25 protein-coding genes are annotated in these 23,515 nt (G+C 71.7%); 12 read left to right on the top strand and 13 right to left on the bottom strand.

The window, feature by feature from the left end:
- Position 1 precedes the first annotated feature (1 nt).
- Positions 2-1,426 carry a serine hydrolase gene (locus tag KBY32_RS03525; RefSeq protein ID WP_210978812.1) on the bottom strand — a complete coding sequence of 475 codons (1,425 nt, stop codon included), beginning with the start codon at positions 1,424-1,426 and terminating at the stop codon, positions 2-4.
- A 113-nt stretch (positions 1,427-1,539) separates the two neighbouring features.
- Between KBY32_RS03525 and KBY32_RS03520 the strand changes: the two genes are divergently transcribed.
- Complete coding sequence (locus KBY32_RS03520) at positions 1,540-2,511, top strand: LLM class F420-dependent oxidoreductase (protein ID WP_210978811.1); 972 nt, start codon at positions 1,540-1,542, stop codon at positions 2,509-2,511.
- Between the two features lie 20 nt (positions 2,512-2,531).
- Here KBY32_RS03520 and KBY32_RS03515 read toward each other — a convergent pair whose 3' ends face one another.
- The 3 genes from KBY32_RS03515 to KBY32_RS03505 form a co-directional block, all read right to left on the bottom strand.
- Positions 2,532-3,032 carry a DUF6328 family protein gene (locus KBY32_RS03515; protein WP_210978810.1) on the bottom strand — a complete coding sequence of 167 codons (501 nt, stop codon included), beginning with the start codon at positions 3,030-3,032 and terminating at the stop codon, positions 2,532-2,534.
- Positions 3,033-3,123: 91 nt separating this feature from the next.
- Positions 3,124-4,107, bottom strand: coding sequence for an aldo/keto reductase (locus KBY32_RS03510; RefSeq protein ID WP_055624420.1), 984 nt, complete (start codon positions 4,105-4,107; stop codon positions 3,124-3,126).
- A 23-nt stretch (positions 4,108-4,130) separates the two neighbouring features.
- Complete coding sequence (locus tag KBY32_RS03505) at positions 4,131-5,369, bottom strand: FAD-dependent monooxygenase (RefSeq protein ID WP_210978809.1); 1,239 nt, start codon at positions 5,367-5,369, stop codon at positions 4,131-4,133.
- A gap of 343 nt (positions 5,370-5,712) precedes the next feature.
- Here KBY32_RS03505 and KBY32_RS03500 point away from each other — a divergent pair, with 343 nt between their 5' ends.
- Positions 5,713-6,090, top strand: a complete 378-nt coding sequence (locus tag KBY32_RS03500) for a tyrosinase cofactor (protein ID WP_210978808.1) — start codon at positions 5,713-5,715, stop codon at positions 6,088-6,090.
- A gap of 34 nt (positions 6,091-6,124) precedes the next feature.
- Positions 6,125-6,949 (top strand): tyrosinase family protein, encoded by an 825-nt coding sequence (locus tag KBY32_RS03495; protein WP_115507002.1) that lies wholly within the window; start codon positions 6,125-6,127, stop codon positions 6,947-6,949.
- A gap of 19 nt (positions 6,950-6,968) precedes the next feature.
- Here the strand turns inward: KBY32_RS03495 and KBY32_RS03490 are convergent, their stop codons facing one another.
- Both KBY32_RS03490 and KBY32_RS03485 read right to left on the bottom strand, forming a co-directional pair.
- Positions 6,969-7,661, bottom strand: coding sequence for a ribonuclease H (locus KBY32_RS03490; protein WP_210978807.1), 693 nt, complete (start codon positions 7,659-7,661; stop codon positions 6,969-6,971).
- Positions 7,662-7,702: 41 nt separating this feature from the next.
- Positions 7,703-8,503 carry a VOC family protein gene (locus KBY32_RS03485; protein WP_210978806.1) on the bottom strand — a complete coding sequence of 267 codons (801 nt, stop codon included), beginning with the start codon at positions 8,501-8,503 and terminating at the stop codon, positions 7,703-7,705.
- A 150-nt stretch (positions 8,504-8,653) separates the two neighbouring features.
- Here KBY32_RS03485 and KBY32_RS03480 point away from each other — a divergent pair, with 150 nt between their 5' ends.
- Both KBY32_RS03480 and KBY32_RS03475 read left to right on the top strand, forming a co-directional pair.
- Positions 8,654-9,658: a zinc-binding alcohol dehydrogenase family protein gene (locus KBY32_RS03480; RefSeq protein ID WP_210978883.1), complete on the top strand. Its 1,005-nt coding sequence runs from the start codon at positions 8,654-8,656 to the stop codon at positions 9,656-9,658.
- A gap of 105 nt (positions 9,659-9,763) precedes the next feature.
- The gene (locus tag KBY32_RS03475; RefSeq protein ID WP_210978805.1) at positions 9,764-10,666 is read left to right on the top strand and encodes an SGNH/GDSL hydrolase family protein; all 903 of its coding nucleotides are present in this window, start codon (positions 9,764-9,766) and stop codon (positions 10,664-10,666) included.
- 7 nt (positions 10,667-10,673) lie between these two features.
- On the opposite strand, the gene KBY32_RS03470 is transcribed toward KBY32_RS03475, so the two are convergent.
- Complete coding sequence (locus tag KBY32_RS03470) at positions 10,674-11,156, bottom strand: VOC family protein (RefSeq protein WP_210978804.1); 483 nt, start codon at positions 11,154-11,156, stop codon at positions 10,674-10,676.
- A gap of 180 nt (positions 11,157-11,336) precedes the next feature.
- Between KBY32_RS03470 and KBY32_RS03465 the strand changes: the two genes are divergently transcribed.
- Together KBY32_RS03465 and KBY32_RS03460 are read left to right on the top strand one after the other, a co-directional pair.
- Positions 11,337-12,059: a TetR family transcriptional regulator gene (locus tag KBY32_RS03465; protein WP_210978803.1), complete on the top strand. Its 723-nt coding sequence runs from the start codon at positions 11,337-11,339 to the stop codon at positions 12,057-12,059.
- 178 nt (positions 12,060-12,237) lie between these two features.
- Complete coding sequence (locus KBY32_RS03460) at positions 12,238-12,651, top strand: Zn-ribbon domain-containing OB-fold protein (RefSeq protein WP_210978802.1); 414 nt, start codon at positions 12,238-12,240, stop codon at positions 12,649-12,651.
- On the opposite strand, the gene KBY32_RS03455 is transcribed toward KBY32_RS03460, so the two are convergent.
- Positions 12,633-13,049 carry a PPOX class F420-dependent oxidoreductase gene (locus tag KBY32_RS03455; protein ID WP_210978801.1) on the bottom strand — a complete coding sequence of 139 codons (417 nt, stop codon included), beginning with the start codon at positions 13,047-13,049 and terminating at the stop codon, positions 12,633-12,635. The two genes, KBY32_RS03460 and KBY32_RS03455, sit on opposite strands and share 19 nt — an antisense overlap.
- Positions 13,050-13,247: 198 nt before the next feature.
- Here KBY32_RS03455 and KBY32_RS03450 point away from each other — a divergent pair, with 198 nt between their 5' ends.
- On the top strand, positions 13,248-14,612 hold the full coding sequence (locus KBY32_RS03450; protein ID WP_210978800.1) for a S1 family peptidase: 1,365 nt from the start codon (positions 13,248-13,250) through the stop codon (positions 14,610-14,612).
- A gap of 79 nt (positions 14,613-14,691) precedes the next feature.
- On the opposite strand, the gene KBY32_RS03445 is transcribed toward KBY32_RS03450, so the two are convergent.
- Together KBY32_RS03445 and KBY32_RS03440 are read right to left on the bottom strand one after the other, a co-directional pair.
- Positions 14,692-14,877, bottom strand: a complete 186-nt coding sequence (locus KBY32_RS03445) for a hypothetical protein (RefSeq protein WP_055624433.1) — start codon at positions 14,875-14,877, stop codon at positions 14,692-14,694.
- Between the two features lie 99 nt (positions 14,878-14,976).
- Positions 14,977-16,137 (bottom strand): ROK family transcriptional regulator, encoded by a 1,161-nt coding sequence (locus tag KBY32_RS03440; protein WP_210978799.1) that lies wholly within the window; start codon positions 16,135-16,137, stop codon positions 14,977-14,979.
- Between the two features lie 168 nt (positions 16,138-16,305).
- On the opposite strand from KBY32_RS03440, the gene KBY32_RS03435 reads away from it, so the two are divergent.
- Genes KBY32_RS03435 through KBY32_RS03420 form a run of 4 tightly spaced genes read left to right on the top strand, consistent with a single transcriptional unit; the run spans position 16,306 to position 20,786 of the window.
- Positions 16,306-17,274 carry a carbohydrate ABC transporter permease gene (locus KBY32_RS03435; RefSeq protein WP_210978798.1) on the top strand — a complete coding sequence of 323 codons (969 nt, stop codon included), beginning with the start codon at positions 16,306-16,308 and terminating at the stop codon, positions 17,272-17,274.
- Positions 17,275-17,291: 17 nt separating this feature from the next.
- Positions 17,292-18,209, top strand: a complete 918-nt coding sequence (locus KBY32_RS03430; protein WP_210978797.1) for a carbohydrate ABC transporter permease — start codon at positions 17,292-17,294, stop codon at positions 18,207-18,209.
- 10 nt (positions 18,210-18,219) lie between these two features.
- The gene (locus KBY32_RS03425; RefSeq protein WP_210978796.1) at positions 18,220-19,569 is read left to right on the top strand and encodes a sugar ABC transporter substrate-binding protein; all 1,350 of its coding nucleotides are present in this window, start codon (positions 18,220-18,222) and stop codon (positions 19,567-19,569) included.
- Between the two features lie 14 nt (positions 19,570-19,583).
- Positions 19,584-20,786: a Gfo/Idh/MocA family protein gene (locus KBY32_RS03420; RefSeq protein WP_055624438.1), complete on the top strand. Its 1,203-nt coding sequence runs from the start codon at positions 19,584-19,586 to the stop codon at positions 20,784-20,786.
- Positions 20,787-20,829: 43 nt separating this feature from the next.
- On the opposite strand, the gene KBY32_RS03415 is transcribed toward KBY32_RS03420, so the two are convergent.
- The 3 genes from KBY32_RS03415 to KBY32_RS03405 form a co-directional block, all read right to left on the bottom strand.
- Complete coding sequence (locus KBY32_RS03415; protein WP_210978795.1) at positions 20,830-21,531, bottom strand: L,D-transpeptidase; 702 nt, start codon at positions 21,529-21,531, stop codon at positions 20,830-20,832.
- Positions 21,532-21,660: 129 nt separating this feature from the next.
- On the bottom strand, positions 21,661-22,458 hold the full coding sequence (locus KBY32_RS03410) for an SDR family NAD(P)-dependent oxidoreductase (RefSeq protein ID WP_210978794.1): 798 nt from the start codon (positions 22,456-22,458) through the stop codon (positions 21,661-21,663).
- 87 nt (positions 22,459-22,545) lie between these two features.
- Positions 22,546-23,460, bottom strand: a complete 915-nt coding sequence (locus KBY32_RS03405) for an SDR family oxidoreductase (protein ID WP_055624441.1) — start codon at positions 23,458-23,460, stop codon at positions 22,546-22,548.
- Positions 23,461-23,515 lie beyond the last annotated feature (55 nt).

Below are 23,515 nucleotides of genomic sequence, written 5' to 3'. Positions count from 1 at the left end.
GTCAGGCCGGGGCGCACATCCTGAGCAGGCGCGAGCCGTGCAGGGGCTCGGTGCGCCAGCGGGCGGTGAAGGCGCGCTCCTTGAGCGAGCAGGTCACCTCCAGGTGGTGCGGGGTCTCCAGGAAGGCGACGTCGAGGGCGAGGGTGTCGGCGTCGGTCCAGCCGCCGCTCACCGCGGTGGGTACCGGCCCCTCCGTGACCGTCCAGCCGGGGCCGCCGAGCCGCACCCTCAGCGGTTCGCCGTCCTCGGTGAACGTCAGGTCCCAGCCGCCGTCCCGCTCGGCGAGGTCGACGGCGCTCACCTTCGGCAGGGCCGCGTGGACCTCGTCGCCGGGGGTGAAGGCGCCGTGCCAGGACTCGGCCCGCTCGACGGGCGCCGGTTCGCCGGGGGCGGGCGGCAGGGCGAGGGCGGCCAGCCGGTGGGCCAGCGCCGTGTCGGCCTGCTCGGCGCCGTCCGCCGGGGCGCCGCCGAACGCGGGCAGCAGATGTTCCCAGACGAGGTTCAGCAGGCCCGGCATGTCCCAGGTGTCGGCGGTGGTCACCACCACCGCGTCGTGCTCGGGCAGCACCACGCAGAACTGGCCGAGGGCGCCGTCGCCTCGGTAGCCGTGCCGGGACATCCAGAACGACAGGCCGTAGCCCCGCTGCCAGTCGTCGCCGGGCATCCCGCCGGCCGACGGGATCTGGGCGCGGGTGGCCTCGGCGACCCACTCCTCGGGCAGCAGCCGTTCGCCCTCCCAGACGCCACCGCGCAGATACAGCAGGCCGAGCCGGGCGACGGCGTCGGTGGTGGCGTGCAGTCCGCTGAAGCCGAGTTCACGCCCGTCGCGGTGGCGCAGCCAGGCCACGTCGCCGATGCCGAGCGGGTCGAACAGACGGGGTCGCAGATAGTCGGTCAGCGACTGCCCGCTCACCCGCTGGACCACGGCGGACAGCGTGAAGGTGGCGGGCTGGTTGTACGCGAACACGGTCCCGGGGTCGTGCGGCGGCGGCTCCAGCAGGAACCCGCGGACCAGGTCGTCGCGGTCGCGTTCCCGGGCGGCGAAGATCATGTCGGTGTCGTGCCCGGTGGCCATGGACGCCACGTGCCGCACGAGGACGGCCCGGCTGCGCGGGTCGGTGATCTCGGCGTCGAGCTCGGGGAAGAAGGAGATCACCGGGTCGTCGAGCCGGAGCAGCCCCTCGCGGGCGGCGATGGCGGCCGCGGTGGCCGTGAAGCTCTTGCTGATCGAGTAGAGCAGGTGCCGGCGCCCGGCGGTGTACGGCGCCCACCACCCCGAGGCCACGACGTGGTCGTGCCGCAGGATCATCAGGCTGTGCGGTTCGATGCCGGGGGCGGCGTCGACGGCGTCGAGGAAGGCGAGGACACCGGAGGCGTCGACACCCTGGGCGGAGGGCGGGCTCGAGGGCAGCGGGCGAACAGACATACGTGCATCCTGCACCGGCGCCCGGACCGGAGCGAAGGGTTTCGCGCCCCGCGTTCCGCACCCCCGTCGGCCGTGCCCCGTTTTCCACCACGGTGTCCGGGGACTCGGGGCCCATGGTGCAGATCGGATACACGATGATGACCGAACAGGCCGGCCCCCGTGAGCTGGTCGACCATGTGGTCCGTGCCGAGGAGGCGGGCTTCGACTTCTCCGTCACCTCCGACCACTACTTCCCCTGGCTGCGCTCGCAGGGGCACTCGCCGTACGCGTGGGCCGTGCTGGGCGCCGCCGCCCAGGCCACGTCCCGGATCCCGCTGATGACGTACGTGACCTGCCCGACGTTCCGCTACCACCCGGCCGTCGTGGCGCAGAAGGCGGCGACCCTCCAGCTGCTGTCCGAGGGCCGGTTCCGGCTGGGACTCGGCTCGGGCGAGAACCTCAACGAGCACGTCGTGGGCGGCGGCTGGCCGTCGGTGGACGTACGGCACGAGATGCTCGAGGAGGCGGTGGAGGTCATCCGGGCGCTCTTCGAGGGCGGGCACGTCAACCACCGGGGTACGCACTTCGACGTGGAGTCGGCCCGGCTGTGGGACCTGCCCGACGAGCCCGTGCCCATCGGCATCGCGGTCTCCGGCGAGCGGTCGTGCCGGCTCGCGGGCCGGCTCGCCGACCTCGTGATCGCCACCGAGCCCAAGCCGGAGCTGCTGTCCTCGTTCGACCGGCACGGCGGTACGGGCAAGCCCCGGGTGGGCCAGCTCCCGGTCTGCTACGACCCCGACCGGGACGCCGCGGTCAAGCGCGCCCACGACCAGTTCCGGTGGTTCGGCAGCGGCTGGAAGGTCAACTCCGAGCTGCCGCACCCGGACTCCTTCGAGGGGGCCACGCAGTTCGTCACCCCGGACGACGTGGCGGAGGCCATCCCGTGCGGCGACGACCCGGACGCCTTCGTCGAGGCCGTCCGCCCGTACGCGGAGGCCGGGTTCACCGAGATCGCCCTGGTCCAGATCGGGGGCGACGCGCAGCTGCCGTACCTCGACTGGGCGCGTACGACGCTGCTGCCCGCGCTGCGGAACGCCTTCGGCTGACCGGGCGTCCCCGCCGCCGCTCACTCGGTGTCGGTGTAGCGGCGGCGGGTCCACAGGGGCAGCACGAACCAGCACACGACGTACCAGATGACGATGCCGGTGACGATCCACGGCACGGAGTCGTCGTGTGTGGCGACCCGCAGGATCAGCAGCAGCGAGGACGCCATGGTGATCAGGAGCAGGACCAGGCCGACCAGGGTCAGCCGGGACGCCCACTCCACCGCCTGGGGTTTGATCCGGCGGCCGGACACCAGCCGGTGCAGCGACACCGGGCCGATCAGGGTGCCGGTGGCGGCGGCCCCCACGACGACGGTGAAGATGTAGATCGACTGGTCCATGGACCGCAGGTCGTCGTACTTCGACGTGAACACGACGGTCAGCAGGAAGCCGAAGAGGATCTGCACGCCCATCTGGGCCACGCGCACCTCTTGAAGGAGCTCGACCCACATGCGGTCGGCCCGTTCGTCCTCGGTCTCGTTGCGTCCTCTGCGCCTGGTCGTGCCGTCCTCGGTGTCCGTCACCGTGTCCTCCCGCGTCCTGACGAGGCGAGCCCTCAGAACTGCGGGTACCCGCTGGGCGGGGTCCTGTCCCGGCCCCCCGCCCAGTGGGGCCTCACCAGCGGCTCTCGACCTGGTCCTTGATCCGGCGGTCGTAGAGGTCGCGGATCGCGGTGAGCGTGTCCTCGCCGAGGTCCGGCAGCGCGGCGGCGGCCGCGTTGGCGCGGGCCTGCTCGGGCGAGCGGGCGCCCGGGATGACCGTGGTCACGCCGGGCTGCTGGACGATCCAGCGCAGCGCCAGCTGGGCCGGGGTCCAGCCCTGCGGGGCGAGCGCGGAGAACTCGGCCGCGGCCTCGACGCCGGTGGCGTAGTCGACGCCGGAGAAGGTCTCGCCCTGGTCGAAGGCCTCGCCGTGCCGGTTGTAGGTGCGGTGGTCGTTCTCGGGGAAGACGGTCTCCTTGGTGTACCGGCCGGACAGCAGCCCGGAGGCCAGGGGCACCCGGGCGATGATGCCGACGCCCGCCTCGCGGGCCGCCGGCAGCACCTCCAGGAGGGGCTTCATCCGAAACGCGTTGAGGATGATCTGCACGCTGGCCACACCGGGCCGGGCGATCGCGGCGAGGGCTTCGGCGCAGGTCTCCACGCTGACGCCGTAGTGGGCGATGCGCTCCTCCGCGACCAGGGTGTCCAGGGCGTCGAAGACCTCGTCGGTGGAGTAGACGGGGGTGGGCGGGCAGTGCAGCTGGACCAGGTCGATGCGGTCCGTGCCGAGGTTGCGCCGCGACCGGTCGTTCCAGGCGCGGAAGTTGTCCAGGACGTAGTTCTCGGGGATCTGGTCGACGCGGCGGCCCATCTTGGTCGCGACGAGGACGTCCAGGTCGGGCCGGTCGCGCAGGAACCGGGCGATGGTCTGCTCGCTGCGTCCGTCGCCGTACACGTCGGCCGTGTCGAAGAAGGTCACCCCGGACTCGGCCGCCGCCTCCAGCACGCCCTCGGCCTGCCGGTCGTCGACGTCTCCCCAGTCGGCGCCCAGCTGCCAGGTCCCGAGGCCGATGACGGACGCCCGCAGGCCCGCCCTGTCGAATGCACGCTGTTCCATGGCGTCAGTGTGTCATTCAGGATTCAAGTACGCGGAACGGACCCCTCCGAGTACGGCCGGGCGGACCTGGCCTGCACGGTGCGCGCGACCCTCGGCCCGAGCCAGCGCTTGAGCCGGCGCAGCGTCTCCACCTGCCCGGCCGCCCGGTCGATCCGGTAGTACAGCTGCGGCGGCACATGGGGCAGCAGGGGCGAGTGACGCTGCCCCAGCAGGGCGAACATCTGCTGCGGGGGCAGCTGCATGTAGCGGGGCAGGTTCTCGTACCACAGGGCGCTGTAGCGGGCGGCGCTCTGGACGGGGAGCAGGGCCCGCCGGCGCTCGTCCTCGTAGCGGGCGAGGGCGCGCGGGAGAGTGGGCTGCTCGCACAGGGCGGCCGCCAGCGCCATGGCGTCCTCCAGGGCGAGGGTGGTGCCGGCGCCGATGGAGTAGTGGGTGGTGTGGGCGGCGTCGCCGAGCAGGACGAGGTTGCCGCGCTGCCAGGTGCGGTTGGTGAGGGTGCGGAAGTGCAGCCACTGGGCGCCGCCGGTGCCGGACGGGCGGCCGCGCAGGGGGTGCCCGTCGAGGACGTCGGCGAACAGCTTCTCCAGCAGGGCCAGCCCGTCGGCCTCGCTCGCCCGGTGCAGGCCGAGCCCGGTGAAGGTCTCGGGGGAGCACTCGACGACACAGGTGCTGGCCTCGGGTCCGAAGCCGTAGCCGTAGCACCAGATCCAGCCGTGGGCGGTCTCCACGAAGGAGAAGGTGAAGGCGTCGAAGACCTTGCTGGTGCCGAGCCAGACATAGCGGTTGCGGCCCATGCTGATCTGGGTCCCGAAGTGGTCGGCGTACCGCGCGCGCAGGGTGCTGCGCACCCCGTCGCACGCCACCACGAGGTCGGCGTCGGGCAGGGCGTCCGGGGCGATCTCGTGCTCGAAGTCGAGGTGGACGCCGAGCGAGCGGGCCCGGTCGGCCAGGATCTCCAGGAGCCGGTGCCGGCCGATGCCGTGACCCTCGTCGCCGGGCTGGCGGGCCGTCAGGTCCCGTACATGGGCGACGCCCTGGTTCCAGCGGACCGAGCTCGCCTCGATGGCGCGGGCGGTCACGGCGTCCTGTGCGTGGAGCCGGTCGAGCAGACCGCGCCAGTAGGTGACGCCCCAGCCGTAGGTGGTGCCCTCCGGGTTGCGCTCGTGGACGGTGACGTCGTGGGACGGGTCCCGCAGCTTGAGCAGGATCGAGAGATACAGCCCGGCGGGTCCGCCGCCTACGCACGCGACCTTCACAGTCACCCCTATAAATGCATTAATCGGTCATTTCGGACCGCAGGGTAGCAGGCGGTGGGGCGGATTACGCGCTGCCGTGGATCACGCCACTTTTCCGGGGCGGTTCCGCCCACCGATCCCGGCGCGACGGGCGAAGAACCACCACCAAGGCGCCCCGCCGGAGAAGGAATTACCCGTTCCAGGCAGGTCGCGCCCCACACCTGGGCAAGATCATCTCGGTTCAAACCTGCACGACATGTGCGCACTTGTCCGGATCGGGCCCAACCGTTTCTCCCGCTCTCGTCCGGCCCGATAGGCATACGGAGTCACACCACCCGAACGCATCATCGAACGCACCCGGGAGATCCGTATGCCCGAACTCAGCCGGCGTCAGGCGCTCACCACCGTCGCCGCCCTCGCCACCGCGGCCGGTGTCGCCGCCGCCCCCGCCACCGCCGCCCCGGCGGCCACGGGCGGACACCACGATCCGCACTCCCCCGCCCCCTTCGACGAGGTCTACCGCGGCCGCCGGATACAGGGCCGCCCGGCGACGGGCGGCCACGCCCACCACGGCGCCGGCTACGCCGTGCACGTCGACGGCGTCGAGCTGCATCTGATGCGCAACGCCGACGGCACCTGGATCAGCGTCGTCAGCCACTACGACCCGGTGCCCACCCCGCGCGCCGCCGCTCGCGCCGCCGTGGACGAGCTCCAGGGCGCGGCCCTGCTGCCCTTCCCCGCCAACTGAACCGCCGCACCCGCACCTTGGAGCACCAGCCGACATGACCGTCCGCAAGAACCAGGCCGCCCTGACCACCGACGAGAAGCGCCGCTTCGTCGACGCCGTCCTGGAGCTGAAGCGCAGCGGCCGCTACGACGCGTTCGTCACGACCCACAACGCCTTCATCCTCGGCGACACCGACCACGGCGAGCGCACCGGGCACCGCTCACCGTCGTTCCTGCCCTGGCACCGCAGATTCCTGCTCGAGTTCGAACGCGCCCTGCAGGAGGTGGACGCCTCGGTGGCGCTGCCCTACTGGGACTGGACCGCCGACCGCTCGCAGCGCTCCTCGCTGTGGGCACCGGACTTCCTCGGCGGCACCGGGCGCTCTCTGGACGGCCAGGTCATGGACGGGCCGTTCGCCACCCGGGCCGGCAAGTGGCAGATCACGGTCCGTGTGGACGGCCGTACGTTCCTGCGCCGCTCACTGGGGACCGCCGTACGGGAGCTGCCCACCCGGGCCGAGGTGGAGTCGGTGCTGAACATGCCGACGTACGACATGGCCCCGTGGAACAGCGCGTCCGACGGGTTCCGCAACCATCTGGAGGGCTGGCGCGGTGTGAACCTGCACAACAGGGTCCACGTCTGGGTCGGGGGGCACATGGCGACCGGGGCGTCCCCGAACGACCCGGTGTTCTGGCTGCACCACGCCTACGTCGACAAGCTGTGGGCCGAGTGGCAGCGGCGGCACCCCGGTTCCGGCTATCTGCCGGCGGCCGGGACCCCGGACGTGGTCGACCTGGACGAGACGATGAAGCCGTGGAACGACACCCGGCCCGCCGATCTGCTCGACCACACCCCGCACTACACCTTCGACACCGACTGAGCGCCCGGCGCACGGCCGGTCAGGCGTCGGCGGTACGGCACTCCGGGTGGCCCCAGCCCTGGGCGTTCTTCGCGATGGACTCCCCCGCCGCGTAGCCGCGTCCGCAGACGCACCGGCCGGGGAACTTGGCCTTGATGGTGCGCGCGGAGGAGCCGTTGCGCCGGGCGGGCGCGGCCTTGCGGCGCGGTGCCTTGGCGGCCGGCGTGTCCGGGGACGGCGGCGGCTCGGGCGAGCCGAGCGCGCTGCCCGCGGGCTCCTGCACGACGGCGGCCTGGCTGGCGGCGCGGTCGGCGAAGTCGTTGAGCGGGTCGCCGTCGACCTGGTGGGCGGGGACGTAGCGGAACTCCACGTCACGGCCGTCGAGCAGATCGTCGATGCGGACGACGAGGTCCTGGTTGGCGACCGGCTTGCCCGCGGAGGTCTTCCAGCCGTTGCGCTTCCAGCCGGGCAGCCAGGTGGTGACGGCCTTCATGGCGTACTGGGAGTCCATGCGGATCTCCAGCGGTACGTCCCGGTCCGTCGCGCTCAGCAGCCGCTCCAGGGCGGTGAGCTCGGCGACGTTGTTGGTGGCCTTGCCGAGCGGGCCCGCCTCCCAGCGCTCCGGTGCCTCCGCCGGGCCGGCCACGACCCAGGCCCAGGCCGCCGGCCCGGGGTTGCCCTTCGAAGCCCCGTCGCACGCGGCCACCACACGTTCACGCATGCGTCCGATCATGCCATGGGCCGGCGGCGCGCCCGGAATCCGATCGGGGTGGCTCAGGACACCTCGGTCGTCCTCGGCATCTCGCCCTCGGTCGTGGTGACGTCGATCACCGAGAAGTTGGCGCCCTGCGGGTCGGTCAGCGCGGCCATCCTGCCGAACGGCGAGGTCATCGGGCCGAACCGGAGCACGGCGCCCTGCTTGACCGCGCGGGCGACGGCGTCGTCGCAGTTCTCCACGGTGAAGTAGACGTTGATGTAGGAGGGGATCTCCGGCGGGAACTCCTCGGTCATCCGCATCCGGCCGAGGACCATGTCGTCCCCGATCGAGAAGACGCGGAAGTCCATCGCGTCGTCCTCCATCTGCCGGGCGGTGTAGCCGAACACGGCGGACAGGAACGCGTCCGTCTTCTCCGGCTCGCGGGTGAAGACCTCGCCCCAGCAGTACGCCCCCGGTTCCTCCATGGGCGCCTCGAAGCCCACATGGGTGCCGGGCTGCCACAGGCCGAAGACGGCTCCGCTGGGCTCACGGGCGAGGCACATCGTGCCGAAGTCGCCGACCGCCATCGGCTCCATGAGGATCTCCCCGCCGTTCTCCCGGATACGGGCGGCGGTCGCGGCGGCGTCGGAGGCGGCGAAGTACAGACACCACTGCGACTGGCCCTCCTGCCCCGGCATCGGCGGTACGACCGCGGCGGCGGCCTTGTCCTGGGCGTAGGCCTGCGTGTAGTTGCCGTACTCGGACGACGACTCCCCGAACGTCCAGCCGAGGACGTCCCCGTAGAAGTTCTTGGCCCCCTCGAGGTCGCTGAACATCGCGTCGGCCCAGATGGGGGTTCCATCAGGTTTCACGGCCATGGCTGCGGCCCTCTCCCGCTGGGTGGATGGTCCGGTCTCTCACGGTAGTCACGCTGCCGTCCGGCCGCGCGCCGAACGCGAAGTCCGTCACAGACTGGGAAAGGACGGCGACCGAGTCGGCGGACGGGGTCCACGATGGCGGACAGGACGATGCGCGCGTGGTCGGTGACCGAGCCGGGACCGCTCGACGGCGGCCCGCTGCGCCTGACGAGCAGACCGGTGCCGGTGCCGGCCGACGACGAACTGCTGGTCCGGGTCCGGGCGTGCGGGGTGTGCCGTACGGATCTGCATGTCACCGAGGGCGATCTCCCCGTACGGCGGCCCGGCGTCACCCCCGGGCACGAGGTCGTCGGCGAGGTCGCCGGGGCGGGCTCGGCGGTGCGCGGCTTCGAGCCGGGCGAGCGCGTCGGGGTGGCCTGGCTGCGGCGGACCGACGGGACGTGCGCCTACTGCCTGCGGGGCGCGGAGAACCTGTGCCCGGCCTCCTCCTACACCGGCTGGGACGCGGACGGCGGGTACGCCGCGTACACGACCGTGCCGGCGGCGTTCGCCCACCGGCTGCCGGGCGGCCTGGACGACGTGGACCTCGCCCCGCTGCTGTGCGCCGGGATCATCGGCTACCGGGCGCTGCGGCGGTCGGCGCTGCCGCCGGGCGGACGGCTCGGGCTGTACGGCTTCGGGGGCAGCGCCCATCTGTGCGCGCAGCTGGCGCTGGCCGAGGGCGCCACCGTGCACGTCCTCACGCGTGGGGCGGCGGCGCGGCGGCTGGCCCTCGACCTGGGCGCGGCCTCCGCCGGGGACGCGTACGCGATGCCGCCCGAGCCGCTGGACAGCGCGATCCTGTTCGCCCCGGTCGGCGATCTGGTCCCGGTGGCGCTGCGCGCCCTGGACCGGGGCGGCACGCTGGCGATCGCGGGCATCCACCTCACCGACATCCCGCCGCTCGGCTATGAGCGGGACCTCTTCTACGAGCGCCAGGTGCGCAGCGTCACCGCCAACACCCGGGAGGACGCCCGTGAGTTCCTGGCGCTAGCCGCGCAGCACGGGGTCCGGGCGACGACGCACACGTATCCGATGTCCCGGGCGGACGAGGCGCTGCGGGATCTGAAGGAGGGGCGGTTCGACGGGGCGGCGGTGCTCGTGAACGATCCCTGACGGCCCGTCAACTTCCAGCGTGGGGTGGCCGGTCGAGGGCTTCCGTATCGGGCACGGCTGTGCTTGCCTGGGGGCCCATTCGGTGTCCGGGGCGGGAGCCGCCGTATGCGCAGGCCGTGGTGCGTGGGGATCGTGCTCGGTGTCGCGCTGCTCGCCGGCTGCGGCGATCCGGCGTCCCGTCCGGGGCCCGCGCCGCCCGGGACACCGGCCGCGTCCGCCACCACCCACCAGCGGGCGCCCGCCTCACCCCGGGGCGAGGCCCGGCCCGCGCCCGCGAGGCCGCCCACAGTGCTGTACCTCGGCGACTCCCTCGCCATGGAGGCGCAGCGGGTCCTCGGGCAGGAGGTGCGCCGGGAACTGCGGGCGCACTACTCCAGCGCCCCGTACTCCGGCACCACGCTGTGCGACTACCTGGAGGGCACGGGCGCGCGGTCCCTGGTCCCGGCCGCGGACAAGGCGGCGGCGCTGGTGCGGCGGCTGCGGCCGGACTTCGTGGTCCTGCAGTTCTGGGGCAACTCCTGGGGCTACACGCCGTGCATGGGCGGCATCACCCATGACGCCTCGCCACGGAAGTACTACGCGCGCTACGCGGCCGACATGGAGCGGCTCGGCGGCCAGATCGAGGCCGCGCACGACGGGGCCCGGATCGTCTGGGTCCTCCAGGGGCCCGATCCGATCACGCCCGAACGCATCCGGCGCGTCAACGCCCTCTACGAGCGGCGGGCCGCCGCCTCCGGCGACCTCGTGGCCGACGCGGGGGCGGCGGTGAGCGCGGCCGGGGCGCGGCACAGCTGGGTCCGGCACCTGCCGTGCACGTCCTTCGAGCGGGCCCATCCGCCGTACTGCACGGAGCCGGGCCGCGACCGCACGGCGCTGCACCGCGCGGACGACCCTCTGCACTTCTGTCTGGCGCCGACGACCACGAAGCCGAAGCCGTGCCCCGTCCGCTCCCCCGGCATCCTGCGGATCGCCCGGGAGATCACCGCGACCCTCCGCGCGGCCCGGTGAACGGGGGTCACTCTCCGGCGTAGGCCCGCTCCAGGGCGGCGATGTCGAACTTGCCCATCGACATGAACGCCTTGGTGACCCGGGCGGCCTTCTCGGGGTCCGGGTCGGCGATCATGTCCTGCAGCCGGGCCGGGTTGACCTGCCAGGACACCCCGAACCGGTCCTTGAGCCAGCCGCACGGACCGGGCCGGCCGCCGTTCCCGGTGAGCTTGTCCCAGTAGTAGTCGATCTCCTCCTGGGTCTCGCAGGAGATCATGAAGGAGGTCGCCTCGCTGAACGTGAACTCCGGTCCGCCGTTGAGTCCGAGGAACCTCTGCCCGTCGAGGGTGAACTCGACCGTCATCACGCTCCCGGCCGGCTGCATCGCGCCCTCCGGGTAGCGCGTGACACGGCCGACGCTCGAGTTCTCGAAGACGGAGATGTAGAAGTGGGCCGCCTCCTCGGCCTGGCCGTCGAACCAGAGACATGTGGTGAAACCGTCGCCTGCCATGGGTACCTCCCGGGGGTCGTCCGCTGTCACGAGTGTCGACCGGTCGCCGGCCGGAAACTCATCGCTCGGCCCCGCGGATTCCTTCCCGGATTCCTTCCCACAGGTCGGAAGGCACTCAGTTCCCTCACACCTGTGCACTGAGTGCCATATGGGCCGGGTGCGGGTGCTACGTTCGCGTTCATGAGCTCCACGAGCGCCGCGCCGGGCCGCGGCGAGAAGCCCCCGATGCGGGACGCCCTGGTCGCGGCGGCCTTCCGGCTGTTCCTGGAGCGGGGGTACGAACAGACGACCGTCGACGACATCGTGGCGCTGGCCGGCGTCGGCCGGCGGTCGTTCTTCCGGTACTTCCCGTCCAAGGAGGACGTGGTCTTCCCGGACCACGAGCGGTGCCTGGCCGACATGGAGGCGTTCCTCGCCGCGGGCGACGCGACCGATGAGCCGGTGCGCCGGGTGTGCGACGCGGCCCGTCTGGTGCTGGGCATGTACGGGGAGAACCCGACCTTCTCCGTGCAGCGCTACCGGCTCACCAAGCAGGTGCCGGGGCTGCGGGCCTACGAGTTGTCGGTGGTGCGGCGCTACCAGCGGGCGCTGGCCGGGTATCTGCGGGCGCGGTTCGCCGGCCGGCCCGACGGCACGCTGCGGGCGGACGTGATCGCCGCCGCCGTGGTCGCCGCGCACAACAACGCGCTGCGCTCCTGGCTGCGGTCGGACGGGCGGGGCGACGCGGGCGCCGAGGTGGACCGGGCGCTGGCGTATGTGCAGTCGACGTACGCGGAGGTCCCCGAGCCGCCGCGGGCCGCCGCGGCGGAGGCCGACGGCGACGTCGTGGTGGTCGTGTCCCGCCGTGACGCGCCGCTGTGGCGGGTGGTCAAGGAGCTGGAGACCGTACTCGGACACGGCTGACGGGGCCGGCCACGCGGTCCCCGCAATCTTCCCGAAATCCAGGGAACGCAGTGCCTTTACGAGTGGCACTCAGTGCCATACTCTGAGGCCGTGCACGGTGGCACCGCGAGCCGCGCACAGGCGTGCCCGGGTCTCCGCGCACGCGGGATTTCCGGTCGAGCGCAGGGAGTTGAGCAGCGTGTACCACCACTCAGGCAGCGTGGCCGGCCGGATCACCGGCTCCGGGACCGGCGTGCTCGACGCGACGGACGCGGGCACGGACGCCCTCCGCTATCAGCGCTGCACCTGGTGCGGCACCGCGATGTACCACCGGCTGCTGTGCCCGGTGTGCCAGGGCAGCGATCTGCGCACCGAACGCAGCGAGGGCGTCGGCACGGTCCGGCACTCCACCGTGGTGCACCGCAACACCCCCGCCGCGCGCAATGTCTCCCTCGTCGAGATGGCCGAGGGGTTCGTCGTACGCGGCCGGGTCATGGGCCCGCCCATCGGCATCCACAGCGGGGACCGGGTACGGCTGTCCACGGCGAAGGACCCGGTGCGCGGCGAGCCCGTGTTCCAGCTGGTCGACGAGCCCTACCGCGCCTGGACCTGACCGGGCTCCGGCGCCGGACCCGGTGTGATCCGCACCCCGACGGTGCCCTTCACACCCCGGCGCAGCCGGCTGCCGAGCAGGGTGAGGCGGCCCATGATCCCGTACTTGCGGGCGATGAGCCGGCGGTAGCGGGCGCTGGTCGCCTCGTCACAGATCTCGGCGGTCGCCGGGACCTGCTCGCCGGTGGGGCGTCCGCGCAGGTCGCACGGGCCGATCAGGACGTCGGCGCGGGCCCGGATGCGCTTGACCTTCCAGGAGTCGGCGGCCGTCCAGGCGCCGAGTGCGTCCCCGTCCCGTACGACCCAGACCGGCGTGGGCACCCCGGTGCCGTTCTTGCGATAGCTGGTGATGAGCAGGTACTTGCCCGCTCCGAGCCGGTCCAGCGACGAGTCGTCCATGGCCGCAGTCTAAGAGCTCCGAACAAGAGTCGAGCCTGGCTCCACTTTTGTTCGGAGCTCCGAGGAGTGCGGCTCCGGAACGAGATCACCGGCGGGATGAACACGGCGGGGCCCGGGTGCGTATGAGTCGGCGGGTGCTCAACTCCGGGAGGGCCCCGCGGCGTTCGCGCCGCGCTGTACCTGGTTCGGGAGCCATGCATGAGGCACGCACGACGACGTCTCGTCCGGCGGGTGACACGGCTGGCGGCCGTCGGCGGACTCCTCCTCGGGGGGACGATGGTCACACGCGCCGTGGCGAGCGAGTCCGCCGGCCCCTCCGCGGTGCCGCGGACCTTCGCCGAGTCCGCCACGCCGGGCCCCGGCGGTGAGCTGGTCGCCCGTCTGGGCACCTCCCGTACGGCGGGCAGCTGGATCGGCGACGACGGCAGGCCGGTCGTCGCGGTCACCGACCAGGAGGCGGCCGCCGCGGTCAGCGGGGCGGGCATGAAGCCGAAGATGGTCGAGCACAGCATGGACGAGCTGAAGTCGGCGACGGCGACGCTGCGTTCGGCGCCCCGCGTGGCCGGCACCGCCTGGGTCGTGGACTACCGCACCAACCAGGTCGTCGTCCGCGGCGACAGCACCGTCTCCGCCGGCGACTGGTCGCGGATGACGGACATGGCCGAGGACATCGGCGGCTTCGTCCGCATGGAGCGCACCGAGGGCACGTTCACCACCCGGATCAACGGCGCGCAGCCGCTGCTGTCGACGGCCGGGCGCTGCTCGGCCGGGTTCAACGTCACGGACGGGCGGCGCTTCTTCGTCCTGACCGCCGGGCACTGCGGGCCGGACGGCTCGGTGTGGTTCGCGGACAGCTCCGGCACCGACCAGATCGGGCGGACCGAGCGGCAGAACTTCCCCGGCGCCGACTACTCGCTGATCAAGTACTCGGCCGGCGACCCCGGCGCCACACCGGACGTGGTGTCGATCGGCGGCGGCAAGGGCGTGCGCATCACGGGTGCGGCCGATCCGGCCGTAGGCCAACGCGTGTTCCGCAGCGGGAGCACCAGCGGGCTCCGGGAGGGCGAGGTGACGGCGCTGAACGCCACCGTCAACTACCCGGAGGGGACGGTGACCGGGCTCATCGAGACGAACGTGTGCGCCGAACCGGGGGACAGCGGCGGGCCGATGTTCTCCGAGGGGGTGGCGCTCGGGGTGACGTCGGGCGGCAGCGGCGACTGCCGGTCCGGCGGTACGACGTACTTCCAACCGGTGACGAAGGCGCTGGCCGCGCTGGACGTGCAGCTGCTGGTGTCGGACGAGGGCGGGAAGAAGGGCGCGGCGCCCGCGCCGGCACCGTCGCAGGGGGCGGGGGCGCCGGCCGACGCCTCGCCGGGGTCCTCGGTGCCGGTGACCGGTGAGCAGGCCGCGACGCTGCTGGCACGGCTGGCGGACCCGAACAACGTGGGTCCGGGGCTGCTGGTCGTCGCGGGGAGCATGGTCGCCCTGGTGGCGACCCGGTTCATCCGGGCCGAGCAGGACCGCAGGGAGTACCGGCGGTACTACTCGGCGACCTGGGGCTGACGCGGGCCGGGAGGAGAGGCCGCGAGGGCGGCGGGGGCGGGTCGCGCCGAGGAGGGGCGGGGCCCGCCGCGGCCGGCGGTCAGGCCGCCTTGGCCGGCTGGGGGGCCACCGCGGCCCACTCCATGACGAGGCGCTGGTACTCCTCGCGCTGCTCGACGCTCAGTGTCCCGCCCGCCCGGCGCCACAGCGCCCGGATCTCCTCGTTGACCTCGTCAGCCGACCTATCGGAGGCGAATTCAACAGTGGTGGACATGTTGTGAAGCATACGATCCCGCAGGTGAAGGCGCTGTGAGTAAGCGCACCCAAGACAGACATATCGGACCGTGTCGCTGATCACGTCATCATCCGCCCCGGGACGGCGGGTTCAGCGGTCGGCGGTCCCCAACACCTGGACCTGGATGGCGAGTACGGCCGCGCCACGGGCCCAGTCGTGGAAGTCGGACACCTTCGTCTCCAGCGCTACCGGGGCCGCCAGCGGGTGGCGTTGAGCACGCATGGTCCTCGTCACAGTGTCCCCGGCCACATCCATCAGGCCCACGCCCTCGCCCGCGAGCAGGATCTTCTGCGGCAGCACGAAGTTGGCGATCTGCGCGACCAGGGTGCCCAGGGCGCGGGCCGCCTCCTCGATGACCCGGGCGGGCATCGGCTCGCCCTCGGCGGCGGCCCGGAGGATCTCCTCCCAGCCGCAGTCGGTGCCGGTGGCCGCCCGTACCTGGTAGCGGATGTTCGGGATGGTCAGCAGGGAGACCGCGCTGCCGCGCGCCCCATCGGGGGTGAGGGGGCCGTACGGGTCGAGGATCCAGTGCCGGCCGAACCCGCGGTCCTCCTCGGCGTACGGCACCCGCCGGCCGCCCAGCACCAGGCCGTAGCCGATCCCGGCGCCGATGGTCAGGACCACGAACCGGTCGAGGCCGCGTCCCGCGCCGAACCAGGTCTCGGCCTCGACGAGGGCGGCGACGTCGTTCTCCACGACGACCGGCAACCCGGTGCGGTGCGCGACGAGTTCGGCGAGCGGTACGTCGTTCCAGCCGAGGAAGGGCGACTCGCCGACGACGGAGCGGTTCTCGACGAGGCCCCCCACGCCGATGCCGATCCCCGCGATCCGGGGGTGCCGGGCGGCGAGCTCCTCGGTCATCTCCCCCAGCAGCTCCACGACTTCGGCGGGCTCGCGGGTGGTGAGGGGGCGGTCGTGGCGGACGACGATGTCGCTGCGCAGGGTGGTGACGACGCCGTAGACGGTGTCCTCGGTGATCTTGAAGCCGAGGAAGGAGCGGGACTCGGCGACGACGTCCAGCGGCTGGGAGGGGCGGCCCTGACGGGTCTCCAGCACCTCGCCGGCCTCGGGGACCTCGACGAGCAGGCCCGTCTCGATCAGCGGCTTGGTCAGCCGGGTGACGCTGCCCGCGGACAGGTCGAGGCGGCGGGCCAGTTCGGTGCGGGACAGGGGCCCGGCGAGAAGCACCTCGATCGCCACCGCGCGTTCACCGGGGCTCAGCGGACGCCAGCTGTCGACTGCTGCGGTCATGGTCGTCAGACTCCCACATCCGTAATTTCTTTCTTCACAAAACCAACGAGGTCAGTCTATGGCCATCACCCTGACGGAAAGAAGATGTTCACCGACCTCTTGACGGCCTGATTCTTCCGCCACAAAAGTAAGTGCCCGAGGACGAGCCGCAGACGAGGGAGTCTCCCGATGACCATCGCCTCCAGCAGTCCCCCATCGCGTCTGCCCCTGGGCGACGCGAAGGGGGCAGGGACGGACCGGAGAACGGCACGGCGGGCGACGGCCCGCGAGGAACGCGGGGACGGCCGGCTCGCCGCCGTCTTCATCGCCCCGGCACTGCTGGGCTTCCTGGTCTTCCTGCTCTGGCCGACGCTGCGGGGCGTCTACCTGAGCTTCACCCGCTTCAACCTGCTGACGCCGGCGGAGTGGGTGGGCCTGGACAACTACGTGCGGATGGTCCACGACCCCATCTTCTGGGACTCGATGGGGGTGACCGTCGAGTACGTGGTCATCAACATCGGCGTCCAGACGCTCTCCGCGCTCACCATCGCCGTACTGCTGCAGCGGCTGACCCAGTCGGCCGTGCTGCGCGGGATCGTGCTCACCCCGTATCTGATGTCCAACGTCGTCGCGGGCATCGTCTGGCTCTGGATCCTCGACACCCAGCTCGGCATCGGCAACGAGATCGTCGCGGGCCTCGGCTTCGACCGCATCCCGTTCCTCGCCGACGAGACCTGGGCGATCCCCACGATCGCCCTGATCAACGTGTGGCGGCACGTCGGCTACACCGCGCTGCTGCTGTTCGCCGGACTCATGGCCATCCCGAACGACATGTACGAGGCGGCGAAGGTGGACGGCGCGAGCGAGTGGCGGATGTTCTGGCGGATCACGATGCCGCTGCTGCGCCCGGTCCTCGCGGTCGTCCTGATCATGACGGTGATCGGTTCCTTCCAGGTGTTCGACACCGTCGCGGTGACGACCGCGGGCGGACCCGCGAACGCCACCAACGTCCTGCAGTTCTACATCTACGGCGCCGCCTTCGGCCGCTTCCAGTTCGGGTACGCCTCGGCGATGTCCGTGGCCCTGCTGGTCGTGCTGAGCGCCATCACCGTCCTCCAGTACCGGCTCACCCGCGCCGGTCGGAGCGACCTCGGCTGAGGAAGGGAGACACCGACATGGCTGCCGTGGCAGACACCACGACCATCCGGCGCGTACGGCGCCGGATCACTCCCGGACGGGCCGTCGCCTGGGCCGTGATGGCCGCGATCGTGCTCATGACGATGCTGCCGTTCTACTGGATCCTGCGCACCGCGCTGTCCTCGAACGACGCGCTCGCCGCCCACCCCGGCGACATCCTCCCGGTCGGCGCCACGACCGGCGGCTTCGAGCGGGCCCTCGGACTGCAGTCGGCCGAGGAGGCCATCGCCCAGGGCGGCTCGGGCGGCGGACTGAGATTCTGGCGCTATCTGGTCAACTCGGTGGTCGTCTCGACCCTGATCACCGTCTGCCAGATCTTCTTCTCCGCCATGGCCGCCTACGCCTTCGCGCGGCTGCGCTGGCGCGGCCGGGAGGCGGTGTTCGGGCTGTTCCTGGCCGGACTGATGGTGCCGGCGATCTTCACGCTGCTGCCCAACTTCGTGCTCGTCAAGCAGCTCGGCCTGGTGGACAACCTGCTGGGCGTGGCCCTGCCGACGATGTTCATGACGCCGTTCGCGGTGTTCTTCCTGCGCCAGTTCTTCATGAACGTGCCCCGGGAGGTGGAGGAGGCCGCCCTGCTGGACGGGGCGGGGAAGGTGCGGATCTTCTTCCGGCTGATGCTGCCGATGGCGTCCACTCCCCTGCTCACCCTGGGGCTGCTGACGTACATCACCGCCTGGAACGACTACTTCTGGCCGCTGATGGTGTCCTACAGCGACAGCTCGCGCGTGCTGACCGTGGCGCTGGCCATCTTCCGGGCGCAGACGCCGCAGACCGGCTACGACTGGTCCGGCCTGATGGCGGCCACGCTGATCGCCGCCCTTCCGATGCTCGTGCTGTTCGGCTGCTTCGCCCGCCGCATCGTCGGTTCCATCAGCTTCACCGGCATCAAGTAAGGGGACGGGGATGCGAGTTCACATACGGAGGGCCACGGCGCTGACCGGAGCGCTCCTCCTGTCCCTGGCCACCGGCTGCGGCCAGGACGGCGCGGCGGGGTCGGGCGGGAACACCGTGACGTACTGGCTCTGGGACGCCAACCAGCTGCCCGCCTACCAGGCGTGCGCGAAGAGCTTCGAGCAGCAGAACCCGGATCTCAAGGTGAAGATCACCCAGATGGGCTGGGCGGACTACTGGACCAAGCTCACCGCGAGCTTCATCGCCGGCACCGAGCCGGACGTCTTCACCGACCACATCCAGAAGTTCGGCCAGTTCGCCGACCTGAAGGTCCTCGAACCGCTGGACGACCTGGGTCTCGACGACTCCGCCTACCAGCCCGGTCTCGCCGCCAACTGGCGCGGCCAGGACGGGCGTCGCTACGGCGCCCCCAAGGACTGGGACACCGTCGCCCTCTTCTACAACCGGAAGATGGTCAAGGAGGCCGGACTCGGCACCGACCGGCTCAACAGCCTGGACTGGAACCCGGAGGACGGCGGCAGCTTCGAGAAGGCCATCGCCCATCTGACCGTCGACCGCAACGGCGTGCGCGGCGACGAGAAGGGCTTCGACAAGCACCATGTGAAGGTGTACGGCATGGCGACCGGCGGCGCCGGTGACGCCGACGGGCAGACCACCTGGAGCCCGTTCGCCGCCTCCGCCGGCTGGCACTACACGGACAAGGCCCGCTGGGGCACCGAGTACCGGTACGGCGACCGGACGTTCCAGTCGGTGATCGACTGGTACTTCGGACTGGCGGAGAAGGGCTATCTCGCGCCCTTCACCGACTACACCGACGGCGCCAACCCGGCCACCGCCCAGGTCGCCTCGGGCAAGGCGGCGACCGCGTTCGACGGCGCCTGGATGATCTCCAGCTACTACGGCGCCGAGGGCCTCGACGTCGGCACCGCGCCCACCCCGATCGGCCCGACCGGCAAGCGCGCCACCATGATGAACGGCCTCGCCGACTCCATCACGAAGAACGCCCGCAACAAGGAGGGCGCCAGGAAGTGGGTGCGGTACCTGGCCTCGAACGAGTGCCAGAAGACGGTCGGCCGCTACGGCATCGTCTTCCCCGCCACTCCGGACGGCACGGCCGCGGCGGTGGCCGCGTACCGGAAGAAGGGCATCGACGTGTCCGCGTTCACCGAACCGGTCACCGACAAGAAGGACTCCGCGACCTTCTCCTTCCCGATCACCGACTACGCGGCGGACGTGTACGCGCTGATCCGTCCCGCCATGCAGGACGTCTACGCCAACGACGCCCCGGTGACCGGTCTGACCAGGACCAACGACCAGATCAACCTCATCCTCGGCCAGTGAAAGGCACACACTCCATGACGTTCTCCCTCGGCATCGTCGGCGCCGGCCAGTTCTCCGGCCAGTTCGCCACGCTGTTCCAGGCCCACCCCGGTGTCAGCGACGTGTACGTCACCGACCTGCTGCCCGAGCGGGCCGAGCAGCTCGCCGCCGCACAGGGACTGGCCGGGACCTTCCCCTCGTACGAGGCGATGCTGGAGTCGAAGGCCGTCGACGCGGTCGCGATCTTCACCCAGCGCTGGACCCACGGCCCGCTGGTCCTCCAGGGCCTGAACGCCGGCAAGCACGTCTACTCCGCCGTGCCCATGGCGATCACCACGGAGGAGATCGCGGCGATCATCGACGCGGTCAAGGCGACCGGGCTGACGTACATGATGGGCGAGACCAGCCAGTACAACCCGGCGACCGTGCACGCCCGCAACCAGATCGCGGAGGGCGCCTTCGGACGGCTCTTCTACGCCGAGGGCGACTACGTCCACGACATGGACCTCGGCTTCTACGAGGCCTACCAGTACAGCGGCGGCGAGAACTGGAAGGCGACCGCCTCCTATCCCCCGCTGCTGTACCCGACCCACTCGGTCGGCGGGGTCCTCGGCGCCTGGCAGACGCACGCGGTGAGCGTGTCGGCGGTCGGCGTCCTGGACGACCGGGGCGACGGCGTCTTCGACCGGTCGGTCAGCCAGTTCGACAACGACTTCTCGAACGCGACCGCCCTGTTCGAGGTCGCGGGCGGCGGTTCGTTCCGTACGAACGAGTTCCGTCGGGTCGGCTACCCGTCGCACATCAGGGAGTCCCGCTTCCGGTTCTTCGGGACCGAGGCGAGCATGGAGCAGCTGGCCACGGTCGCCCTGTGGCAGGACAAGAAGGGCGTCAAGGACATCAGCGAGCTGCTGGAGCCCAAGCAGACCGTGTCCCCGGACGACCCCTCGCTGCAGCACATCGCGCCGGAGCTGCGGGCCGCGTTCACCTCGGGTTCGGCGCCGGTGCACGACCGCTCCCGGCTGCCCCGGGAGTTCGACCACCTGCACAACGGGCACGAGGGCAGCCACCACTTCCTGGTCGACGACTTCGTGACCGCGGTGAACGCGCGCTCCCTGCCGTCGGTGAACGCGTGGGTGGCCGCCCGCTACACCCTGCCGGGCATCGTCGCGCACGAGTCGGCGCGGCAGGGCGGGGTGCGGCTGGACATCCCGGACTTCGGGGACGCGCCCGAGGCGTGAGCCCCGGGCCTCAGCGGTCCGCGAGCCGGGTGCCTGCCCTGACTCAGGTGCCCGGCTTGCGGCCGTACACGTAGACGTCGTCGCCGTTCTTCAGCAGCGACCAGTACTTCTTCGCGTCGGTCTTCGTCATGTTGACGCAGCCGTGGGAGCCCGGCGGGTTCCACATGCTGACGCCGACCGAGTGGAAGGCCTGGCCGCCGTCGAAGAACTGGGAGTACGGCATCGGCACGTTGTAGATGCTCGACACATGGTCGATGTGCCGCCAGTAGATCTTCTTCAGGCCGGTCCGGGTCTCGTAGCCGTCACGGCCGGTGCGGACCGGGACCGGGCCGTACACGAGCTTCTTGCCGTCCTGGATCCAGCTGAGCTGGAGCGTGAGGTTCACACAGGCGATACGGCCCTTGTTGGTCGGGCACTTGCCGTCCTTGTTCGGGTTCGTCCCGACGGCCTTCTGCTTGTTCATCAGGTTCATCACACCCCAGGTGACCGAACCGGCGTAGCCGGCGTTGGGGGTGATGCCGTGCTTGGTCTGGAAGGCCTGGATGGCCTTGCAGTCGGTGGTGGACTGCTTGCCGTCGACCGGGCGGCCGAGGAACTTCTCCACCTGCTTCTGGTAGGGGCCGGCCGAGGTGGTGCAGCTCGGCGCGGCCTGCGCCGGAGCGGCGCCGAGCGCGAGCGAGAGCGGTGCGACCAGTCCGCCGGTGATGCCGAGTGCGACGGCGCGCCGTCTGCGTGTGTCCCCCATGGCCGGGCCCTTCCCTGACGTGTGTGTTTCGTGGACTACTGCTGCGTAGACACGTCGGGGGCGGGTTCGGTTGTGCCGTCGGCCGGGCTGTGACCGAACGGTGAGGTTACGGTCGGTGCCCGGGCCGTCTCACTCGTCGTCCCAGCCGCCCCGCGCCGCCCGGAACCCGGTGTTCACCGCGGTGAGACCGCCGTCCACGACGAGGGTGGTGCCGGTGATCCAGGCCGCGTCGCGGGACGCCAGGAAGGCGACGGCGGCGGCGATGTCCTCGGGTTCCCCGATCCGGCCCAGCGGGTACAGCGGGCGGATCGCCTCGAGGTCGGCGTCCCGCCCTTCCCAGGCGGAGGTGCGCACTGTGCCGGGCGTCACCAGGTTGACCCGCACCCCGCGGGCGGCGGCGTGCCCGGCGAGGGTGCGGGTGAGCGAGCCCAGGCCGGCCTTGGCGGCGCTGTAGGCGTGGTTGCCGAAGTCCTGGAGGCCGTTGACGGAGCCGATGCTGACGATGGCGCCGCGCCCTGAGACGGCCAGATGCGGCAGGGCGGCGCGGCAGCAGCGGTAGGTGCCGGTGAGGGTGATGTCGAGGTCGCGGTCCCAGGCGTCGTCGGGGTCGTCCTCGAAGAGCGGGGTGTTGGGGGTGCAGGAGGCGGCGCAGTTCACGAGGACGTCGAGCGCGCCGAAGGCGGCCACCGCCTCGGCGACGGCCGCCTCCACGGCCGCGCGGTCGGCCACGTCGCAGGCCAGGGCCCGGGCGGTGTGGCCGAGACCGCGCAGCCGGGCGGCGGTCTCCTCGACCTCCGGCCCGTCGCGGTCGGTCAGCAGGACGCGGGCGCCCTCCTCGGCGAGGCGGCGGGCGACGGCGGCGCCGATGCCGCGCGCGGCGCCGGTGATCAGGACTGCGTGGTCCGTGAAGCGCGTGGTGTCGGTCATGCTCGAAAACGGTAGTGCCGCAACGATCACACGGGCAGATGGCGTACGCGGATGTCCGCGAGCGGCCGCCGGGGCACTCCGATGGGCTCAGCGGTAGCCGGTGGTGTCCGCCGGTTTCCCGGCGTCCTGGACCTCGGGCAGATAGCGCCAGGCGTCGGGGCGGCTGCCGTCGAGGTCGGTGAAGCCGTAGACACGGGCGAGCTGCCCGCTGGACAGGGACTGCCCGTTGAAGCGGGCCACGTCCGGGTCGGCGGCGAGGGCGGCGACGGCCCGGCCGACGTAGCGCGGGGTCTCGGAGATGGCGAAGTGCGGGACGCGGTCGAGGGCGTCGCGCCAGTTGTCCTCGCGGACCTCGAACACGTCCAGCATCATCTCCGAGCGCATCCAGCCGGGGGTGAGGGCGACGGCGGTGGCGCCGCGCCCGCCGAGTTCATGACCGAGGGCGAAGGCCATGCGCAGTACGGCCGTCTTGGCGAGGTCGTAGAAGAAGGAGGTGCGGTAGTTGTCGCGGTTGTACTCGGCGGTGCCGTCGGTCATCTCGACGACGAGGCCGCCGGGCCGGCGCAGCAGCAGGGGCAGCGCGTGATGGCTGGTGATGGCGTGGGTGTCGATGGCGAGGCGGAGGAGCCGCAGGCCGTCGTCGAGGTCGTGCTCCCAGAGGGGGCTGTCCCAGGCGAACAGTTTCTCGCCGCCCCAGATGTCGTTGACGAGGACGTCGAGCCGGCCCTGCTCCCTCTCGATGCGGTCGACGAGGGCGCGGACCTGGGCGGGGTCGAGGTGGTCGGCGGGGACGGCGATGCCGTGGCCGCCGGCTTCGGTGACCAGGTCGGCGGTGTCCTCGATGGTCTCGGGGCGGTCGTACTCGGAGCGCCGGGCGCGGGTGCTGCGTCCGGTGACGTAGACGGTGGCGCCCGCGGCGCCGAGTTCCACGGCGATACCGCGTCCGGCTCCCCGGGTCGCCCCGGCGACCAGTGCGACCTTGCCTTCGAGCGGGTGTGACATGTCCGGCCTCCCATGGCCCCGATGTGCTGTGGGTTCGAGGGTGCCGGGGAAGCCG

The sequence above is a fragment of the Streptomyces sp. RK62 genome (assembly GCF_018070255.1).
GTDB classification, from domain to species: Bacteria; Actinomycetota; Actinomycetes; order Streptomycetales; family Streptomycetaceae; genus Streptomyces; species Streptomyces nigra.
This window is presented reverse-complemented; position numbering and strand designations above follow the sequence as displayed.